Origin of the sequence: Streptomyces sp. NPDC056580 (assembly GCF_042793175.1) — a bacterium.
Lineage (GTDB): Bacteria > Actinomycetota > Actinomycetes > Streptomycetales > Streptomycetaceae > Streptomyces.
Genome location: NZ_JBHTVE010000025.1, coordinates 55110 through 61109, shown reverse-complemented (window position 1 = coordinate 61109; position 6000 = coordinate 55110). Strand labels below are relative to the sequence as shown.

General features: G+C 71.2%; 4 protein-coding genes. 1 reads left to right on the top strand and 3 read right to left on the bottom strand.

Going from position 1 to position 6000, the window contains the following annotated elements; translation table 11 throughout:
* Nucleotides 1-485: 485 nt before the first annotated feature.
* The gene (locus ACFQ9Z_RS36565; protein WP_383030335.1) at nt 486-1034 is read right to left on the bottom strand and encodes a MarR family winged helix-turn-helix transcriptional regulator; all 549 of its coding nucleotides are present in this window, start codon (nt 1032-1034) and stop codon (nt 486-488) included.
* 122 nt (nt 1035-1156) lie between these two features.
* Here ACFQ9Z_RS36565 and ACFQ9Z_RS36560 point away from each other — a divergent pair, with 122 nt between their 5' ends.
* A complete protein-coding gene (locus ACFQ9Z_RS36560) occupies nt 1157-2431 on the top strand; it encodes an MFS transporter (protein WP_383030343.1) in 1275 nt (424 codons plus the stop codon).
* Nucleotides 2432-2503: 72 nt separating this feature from the next.
* Here the strand turns inward: ACFQ9Z_RS36560 and ACFQ9Z_RS36555 are convergent, their stop codons facing one another.
* Nucleotides 2504-4150 (bottom strand): SpoIIE family protein phosphatase, encoded by a 1647-nt coding sequence (locus ACFQ9Z_RS36555; RefSeq protein WP_383030341.1) that lies wholly within the window; start codon nt 4148-4150, stop codon nt 2504-2506.
* A 134-nt stretch (nt 4151-4284) separates the two neighbouring features.
* On the bottom strand, nt 4285-5664 hold the full coding sequence (locus ACFQ9Z_RS36550) for an NAD(P)/FAD-dependent oxidoreductase (RefSeq protein WP_383030333.1): 1380 nt from the start codon (nt 5662-5664) through the stop codon (nt 4285-4287).
* Nucleotides 5665-6000 lie beyond the last annotated feature (336 nt).

Sequence of the window (6000 nt, the reverse complement as noted above, 5' to 3'; positions counted from 1 at the left end):
GCTGTTGAGTTCTCAAGGAACGGTCGCTTCCTTTGTACTCACCCTCTCGGGCTTTCCTCCGGGCGCTTCCCTTCGTTCTTGCGTTTCCGACTCTACCAGATCTTTTCTCGACCCGATTTCCTCGGCGCTTTCCAGGTTCCCGCTTCCGCGTTTCCCTTTCCGGCGGTTCCGACTCTATCAGATCCTTTCGGCGTCTGACCCCCAGTCAGCGGGGCTTGTCCTCGCGGCCGTTGGGCCGTTCCGACGTCTCAAACCTTAGCGGATCCGCCCGGCGATTCCCAATCGGGCCGCCGAGTCCCTATTCGAATTGAATTCCGGCATGCCGAAATCAATCCCGTAGGGAGATCGTGCTGGTGGTGTGAGGGTGCCGCTCGTAGCGGCGGAGGTGTCGTCGGGGAACCGTTACGGCTCCGCGGCAACCCGGAGAACTTTACGGATCGGACAGGTGGGTGTCAAGCACCCCTGTCAAGAACTTTTGCGGGACCTCAGTCCAGGTCGCTGAGCCGGCCGCCGGCGTCCGGCTGGGCGTGCTCCACCCGGCGCAGGAGCCTGGTCAGCACCTCGCCGAGCACCATGCGCTCGGCGGGGCTGAGGTCCTGGAGCAACTCCTCCTCGAAGACGGTGGCGAGGCGCATGGCCTCCAGCCACTTCTCCCTGCCCTCGGGAGTGAGCTCCACGATCACCCGTACGCGGTTGTTCTCGTCACGCTCCCGGGTGACCAGGCCCTCCGTGACCATGCGGTCGATGCGGTGGGTCATGGCGGCCGGCGTGAGACCGAGCCGCTTGGCCAGCTCGCTCGGCCCCATGCGGTACGGAGCACCGGAGAGGACCAGCGCCTTGAGGACCTCCCACTCGGCGTTGCTGATCCCGAGGTCGGCGGTCTGGCGGCCGTACGCCACGTTCATGCGGCGGTTCAGCCGGGAGAGCGCCGACACGATCTTCTCGACCTGGGGGTCGAGGTCCCGGAACTCGCGCTGGTAGGCGGCGATCTGTTCTTCGAGGGTCGGCTCTGTGACGCCGGGCGTGTCGGCCATGGCCGCAGTATCTCACGATGTCCCTTTGCCTTGAAGTCCTTGGATGTGTAGTCTTTAGCTTCGAACTTTAGCTTCGAAGTCTTCACTCCTAACTTCTGAGAGAGGTGAACGTGACCAGGGCGATGGGCGCAGCGATGCGCCGGATCCACGTGGGCAACGCACTCAGCGCTTTCGGGCTCGGCTTCACGGTCCCCTACCTGTACGTCTACGTGGCGCAGGTGCGGGGTCTCGGGGCCATGACCGCGGGTCTCGTGCTCGCCGTCTTCGCCGTGGCCGCGCTGATAGTGCTGCCGTTCGCCGGCCGCGCGATCGTGCGCCGCGGCCCGCTGCCGGTCCTGCTCGCCGCCCTGGTCACCGCCGCGCTTGGTGCGCTGAGCCTGGGACTCGCGGGCAGCTCCGGCGCCGTACTGCTGTCCGCCGCCGCGCTCGGCGCCGGACAGGCCGTGATGCAGCCCGCCCTGGCGACGATGATCGTGGACTGCTCGACGGCGGAGACCCGGTCGCGCGCCTTCGCGATGCAGTTCTTCCTGCAGAACCTGGGGCTCGGCGTCGGTGGCCTGATAGGCGGCCACCTCGTCGACACCACCCGCGTCTCCTCCTTCACCGTGCTGTTCGCGATCGAGGCGGGGATGTTCCTGCTGCTGGTCGCGGTAATGGCGACGGTGCGGATGCCGCACTCGCCGCGTATCGCCGACGCGCCGTCCGGTGGAGCCAACGGGAGCTGGAAGCGGCTGCTCGGGAACCGGGCGATGGTGCAGCTGTGCCTGCTGGGTTTCGTGCTGTTCTTCGCCTGCTACGGACAGTTCGAGTCGGGGCTGAGCGCGTACGGCGTGGAGGCCGCCGGGATATCGACCTCGGCGCTCGGCACGGCGCTGGCCGCGAACACGATGATGATCGTCGTCGCGCAGTTCGCCGTGCTGAAGTTCGTCGAGCGGCGCCGGCGGTCGCGGGTGATCGCCGCTGTGGGGCTGGTCTGGGCCGTGGCGTGGCTCGCCGCGGGGTACGCCGGGCTGGGACACGGCAGCCAGGAGATGGCCACGGCCGCGTTCGTGTCGACGTACGCGCTGTTCGGTCTGGGCGAGGCGATGCTGTCGCCGACGGTCGCTCCGCTGGTCGCGGATCTGGCGCCGGAGGGGATGGCCGGGCAGTACAACTCGGCTTTCGCCCTGGTCAAGCAGTTGGCGCTGGCGGTCGGGCCGGCGGTGGGCGGGCCGCTCGGCGCCTCGCTGCACGCGCCGTACATCGTGACGTTCCTGCTGTTCTCGCTGGGGATCACCGTGCTGGCGCTGCGGCTGGGCCGTGGGCTGACCGCCGCGCAGGACCAGCCTTGGGCTGTCTCCGGGAGCCGGGTCGTGGCCCGGGGCGCGGCTGCCGAGCCGGTCGCCGCGGAAGCGTAGGCATCCGGCGCCGGTGTCGGCCGGGGCGCCCGGCACGTGCCGGCGAGTGTCCGAACCGCTGCCGAACGGCCGCTAGCCCTTCGGCAGCAGGAACTCGCACCACACGGCCTTGCCGCCGCCCGGGGTTCTTCGTGAGCCCCAGTTGGAGGCGATGGTGGCGACGATGGCGATGCCCCGGCCCGATTCGTCCGCCGGTTCCGCCTGGCGGCGCCGGGGGAGGTGGTCGTCGCCGTCGGTGACCTCGATGATCAGGCGGCGGTCGGTGCGGCGCAGACGCAGGCGCATCGGGGGTGTGCCGTGCTGGAGGCTGTTGGCGACCAGTTCGCTGGTGGCGAGGACGCCCAGGTCGTGCAGGTCGGCGGGGAACCGCCAGCTCGTCAGCACGCCGGAGGCGAAGGCTCTGGCCCGGGGGGCCGCTTCCACGCCGCCGAGGAGTTCCAGGGCGGCGTTGCGGAAGAGGTCGCCCTCGGGGCCCCTGCGGGCGGGGTGTTGGAGGACGAGGACGGCCACGTCGTCGTCGTGGTCGGCGGTGACGCCGGCCGAGCGGACCAGCCGGTCGCAGACGACCTGGGGCGTGCCGGTCGCGCCGGACAGGGCGCGTTCCAGGGACGCGATGCCCTCGTCCAGGTCCTCGTCCCGGCGCTCGACCAGGCCGTCGGTGTAGAGGACCGCCGTGGAGCCGGGCCCCAGCGCGATCGAGCCGGAGGCGTGCACCCAGCCGCCGGTGCCGAGCGGCGGGCCGGTGGGCTCGTCGGCCCGCAGCACCGTGCCGTTCTCGTCGCGGACCAGGATGGGCAGGTGGCCCGCGGACGCGTACACCAGGCGGCCCTCGTTGGGGTCGTGGACGGCGTAGGCGCAGGTGGCGATCTGGTTGGCGTCGATCTCGGCGGCGAGGCCGTCGAGGAGCTGCAGTACCTCGTGCGGCGGGAGGTCGAGGCGGGCGTAGGCCCGCACGGCCGTGCGGAGCTGGCCCATGACCGCGGCCGCCCGCACGCCCCTGCCCATGACGTCGCCGATGACGAGGGCCGTGCGGCCGCCGCCGAGGGTGATCACGTCGTACCAGTCGCCGCCCACGGCGGCCTCGGTGCCGCCGGGCTGGTAGGTGGCGGCGATACGCAGGTCGTCGGGCTGTTCCAGTTCCTGCGGGAGCAGGGAGCGCTGCAGGGTGACGGCGGTCTCGCGCTGGCGGCGCTCGCTGGCGCGCAGGCGTTCGGCGGCTTCGGCGTGGTCGGTGACATCGGTGGCGAAGACCAGTACGCCCGCGTCCCGGTCGTCGTCCTCGGCCACCGGGGTGCAGGTGAAGGTGTAGGAGCGGCCGTCGACGGCCTTGCGGGACTTCAGCGTGCGCGGTCTGCCGCTGCGCAGCACCTGGTCGAGAAGCGGGAGCAGGCCGAGTTCGGCGAGTTCCGGGAGCGCTTCGCGGGCGGGGTGGCCCGGGGTCCGCACGCCGAAGGCCGAGGTGTAGGCGTCGTTGACGTAGGCGATGCGGTGGTCGGGGCCGTGGACGAGGGCGACCAGGGCCGGGACGCGGTCGAGGACCTCGCGGGCGGGCAGTTCGTCGACGGCGGGCACGGGCGGCGCACCGTCGACCGGCCGGCCGGCGCGGGCCGCGGGCACCGAGCCTTCCCCCCGGCGGTCCGGTGGGACCGCGGTGTCGGTCCGCGCGGCGGCGCGGCGCTGCGTTCCGGGGAGCCGGGTGCTCCAGCGCGTGAAGTTCACAGTGGGCAAAGCCTCGTGTGTGCTGAGGGCGGGCGGGTGCCCGTCCGAGGACGTGGGGCAGTCTGGCAGGTGGCCGTCGTCCGCGGCGATATTCGTCAGACGCCGGGGGCGGCCCGTGGAGTTCCCGGGTCAGGTCAGGACGGCCCCTTCGGGTCGTCGGAGGGGCTGTGAGGAGGCTTTCCCCCGGCCGCGAGTTCGAACTCCGCGCGAGGGTGTTCGAGTGAACCGAGCGAGACGATCTCCCGCTTGAAGAGACCGGCGAGGGTCCACTCCGCCAGGACCCGGGCCTTGCGGTTGAAGGTGGGCACCCGGCTGAGGTGGTAGACGCGGTGCATGAACCAGGCGGGGTAGCCCTTCAGCTTGCGCCCGTAGATCTGGGCGACGCCCTTGTGCAGGCCCAGGGAGGCCACCGAGCCGACGTACTTGTGCGCGTACGTCTCCAGGGGCTCGCCGCGCAGCGCGTGGGCGATGTTGTCGCCGAGGGTCCTGGCCTGGCGGACGGCGTGCTGGGCATTGGGCGCGGTGTGGGTGCCGGGCTGGGCCGCGGTGACGTCGGGGACGGCCGCGGCGTCGCCCGCGGCCCAGGCGTGCGGGGCGCCGTCGACGGCCAGCTCGGCCGTGCACTTCAGGCGGCCGTGCGCGTCGAGGGGCAGGTCGGTGGCGGCGAGCAGCGGGTGCGGTTTGACGCCGGCCGTCCACACGAGCGTGCGGGCCGGGAAGCGCTGGCCGTCGCTGAGGACGGCGACGCGGTCTGCGCAGGACTCCAGGCGGGTGTCGAGCAGGACCTGGATGTTGCGGCGGCGCAGCTGGGTGACGGTGTAGCGGCCCATCTCCTCGCCGACCTCGGGCAGGATGCGGTCGGAGGCCTCGACGAGGATCCACTTCATGTCCTCGGGGCGGACGTTGTGGTAGTAGCGCGCGGTGTAGCGGGCCATGTCCTGGAGTTCGCCCAGCGCCTCGACCCCGGCGTAGCCGCCGCCGACCACCACGAAGGTGAGTGCGGCGTCGCGGACCGCGGGATCGCGGGTGGAGGAGGCGATGTCCATCTGCTCGATGACGTGGTTGCGCAGCCCGATGGCCTCCTCGACGGTCCGGAAGCCGATGCCGTACTCGGCGAGGCCGGGGATGGGCAGCGTGCGGGCGACCGAGCCGGGGGCGAGGACGAGTTCGTCGTAGCCGATGAGTTCGGCGGCCCTGCCCTCGTCGGCGGTGGCGAGGGTGGTGACGGCGGCGGTGCGCACCGCGTGGTCGATGGAGGTGACCTCACCGACGACGATGTGGCAGTGGTCCAGGACGCGGCGCAGCGGTACGACGACATGGCGGGGGGAGATGGAGCCCGCGGCCGCCTCGGGGAGGAACGGCTGGTACGTCATGTAGGGGTCGGGAGTGACGACGGTGATGTCGACCTCCCCCCGCCTGAGCTCCTGCTTCAGCCTCCGCTGCAGGCGCAGGGCCGTGTACATCCCGACGTAGCCGCCGCCGACAACCAGAATGCGCGCACGTTCCTTCACCATCCCATGACGCACCCGTAGCTGTTGTTTGTCCACAGCCCCGGCAATTTGTGTGACCGGCGAGCGGGTGTGTGCGCGCCGGTGCGCGCCGCCGGGCCGGGGAGAAAGCGGGCAGGTCAGCAGGGGCGTGCGAGAGGGGGTGAAGGTGCGTTATCGGGGCGTAACTGACCCGTACTCCGATCGAGGGGCGCACTGTGCGGAACCTGCCCCTTCTGAATTGACTGCCTCTCAACTATGTTCGTGTGTCGACGGGGTGTAGGGGATGTGGCCGAACGGGTCCGCGAAGGGCGGTCCCGGTCAGGGACCGTTGCCGGGTCCGCGCACTCCGGAATCAGTGGC